General features: G+C 63.5%; 2 protein-coding genes. One reads left to right on the top strand and one right to left on the bottom strand.

The features are described from left to right. Positions 1-255: hypothetical protein (locus tag D7W79_RS41445; protein ID WP_147442343.1), on the bottom strand; the 255-nt coding region annotated here is incomplete at its 3' end. Between the two features lie 258 nt (positions 256-513). Here D7W79_RS41445 and D7W79_RS43430 point away from each other — a divergent pair. Then, a complete protein-coding gene (locus D7W79_RS43430; protein WP_147442342.1) occupies positions 514-2,082 on the top strand; it encodes an nSTAND3 domain-containing NTPase in 1,569 nt (522 codons plus the stop codon). The last annotated feature ends 104 nt before the right edge of the window (positions 2,083-2,186 follow it).

Raw genomic sequence — 2,186 nt, 5'->3', positions numbered from 1 at the left:
TCCCACGCCCGCCCCCACGGACAGGAAGTCCACCGGTCGCAGGTCGGCCATCAGGCTGACCCCCGAGACCAGGCCCTGGCCCCCGGCGTTGTTGACGCCAAAGCTCCCCCCCACGTCGAGCCGGTGGCCATACGACGGGCCATTGCGGACGGAGCCGGGCGGCCCGGAGTCCACGGGCGCATCGGCATGGGCGAGCGGGGACACGGCGAGGGCGGCGAACAGCGAGGCGGCGATGACGGCGCGAGCAGGCTTCATGGGGTCCTCCGGAGCCCGCTGGCGGGCCCCGTGTGTCGTGAATGCCTGGAGAACCCCAGCGGCCAGAGCGCGTTTAAAACCTCCATTTCGGCCCGATTTTCAGCGCCACGCAGCTGCTGTCGATTCCAGCATTGGACGGTTTCCAAGCCCGGGCAAAACCTCAAGAATCCAGGGAGCGCCATGGCTGCATCCCGAGAAACTCCAAAAGTCGAGGTGCGTCCCCCAGCGTCTTCGGGGACAGGCGGGACCCATGGATACGTGGGTTACGACTATCAGCTCCTCGTCACGGTCTGGGCTGCGCTGATCTTGATTTTTGAAGAAGCATGTGCGGAGTCGGTCGAGGTCGAGCCTGCATCCCAGGAGGACCTTGAGGCCGACATCCAGTTGCGCTCATCGGAGGGCATGAGCCCGTCCGGGCCCCTGGAGCGTCTGGTCGTCCAGGTGAAGCACCGCTCCTCCCCGCGCCAATGGTCCGCCTCCGAGGTTACGGAAATCCTCCAGGGCAGTGACTCCGCAGAAGCAGGTCGTCCATCTGCTCTGCGCCGTCTCTCCGCAGAGCCCAGGCTCCGATACGTCCTGGTGACTGACGCAGCGGTATCAAAAAGACTCCAGGGGCTTCGTATCGACCGGCTGCTTGCGCAGCCATCAGACCCCTGCCTACCACCGGACGCAGCGCTTCCTGGAGGTGTAGATCGGTTCTCTGTTGCCTCCCGGATTGGCATTCTCGCTCAGCAAAAGCCCTCCCAGCTTCAGGCGCAGATCGACAAGGTACTCGCGGAGCGGCTCTCCGTTCCACGCACCCAGGCGGAGGCCTGCAGAGACCAACTCATGGCCCAGGCGCGAGAACGGCTGCTGGGGCGTCTGCCACGGCACTGGGGGCGGGAGGACCTTCTCCGGACCGCCGAGTCTTTTCACGGAAATCCGCTCGAAAGCGCCGAGCTTCGGGAGTTTGTCCCGCCACGGCACTACGAGGACATTCAGGCTCGGCTTGAAAGACACCATGCAGTGCTTCTCCTGGGCCCTCCGGGCGCTGGGAAGACCCAGATCCTGGAGAGGCTGAAGCATGAGTATCGTGTGCGGCCTGAGCCCTTTGAGGTCCGTTCCCCGCGGACTCCTGCTGAGATGCGGGAACTCTTGAGTCAACGAGGGGGCTTCTTCATCGCGGTGGAGGACCCCTGGGGGGCATTCCAGCTCAGCGCGGGCAGTGACCAGTGGCACAAGGAACTGCCACAGTTGTTGAAGAGCGCGTCGTCCGACAAGAAGGTCGTCGTCACGACCCGGGAGGCCATCCTCCAGGACGTCAGTGAGGAAGGGGCGAGGCCCTTCCAGGGTTTCGCGGTCTCGGTTACCTACGAGGACTATGACTTCGACGCGCGCCGGCTCATCCTTTTAAACAAGCTGAAAGGTGCCCAGCACTGGCAAAGGGAGTTGGCAACGGCGTTCGAGGCGCGAATCCTCGATGCGCTCGATGCCCCCATCTCGCTTGAGCGATTCGTGGAGCAACTGAAGGAACTGCAGGCCTACGAAGAGTTTGATCTTGAGGGAATGCTTGATGCATGTGCTGTCGGACATCTCGCTTCTTGTTTCGTCGATGAGACCCGGAAACTTTTCGGTGGGGAGACCATTCCGGCCGCCATCGCCTTCTGGGGCCTGCTCTCGCTCTCCAACGGTTTGACCATTCAGGAGAAGAGGCTTGCGGCTTGGAAGATGCTCGGCAGTCGCTCCTCGCAAGGCCCCATCCGTTGGGCGAAGCTCGTTGACTGGATGACCGCGGGCCGTTGGTTGTCTCGCGATGGGGCGTACTACCTGAGGGATCCCCTCATATAGCGAGTTGATCAGCGTGCGTTCGCCCGGTCGCTGCGTGCGACGGCACTGGCACCCGGGCAGAGAAGCAGGCCACCATGACGCGCAAGGTGGCCATCGACGAAGAG

Origin of the sequence: Corallococcus exercitus, from assembly GCF_003611585.1 — a bacterium.
Taxonomy (GTDB): Bacteria; Myxococcota; Myxococcia; order Myxococcales; family Myxococcaceae; genus Corallococcus; species Corallococcus exercitus.
This window is presented reverse-complemented; position numbering and strand designations above follow the sequence as displayed.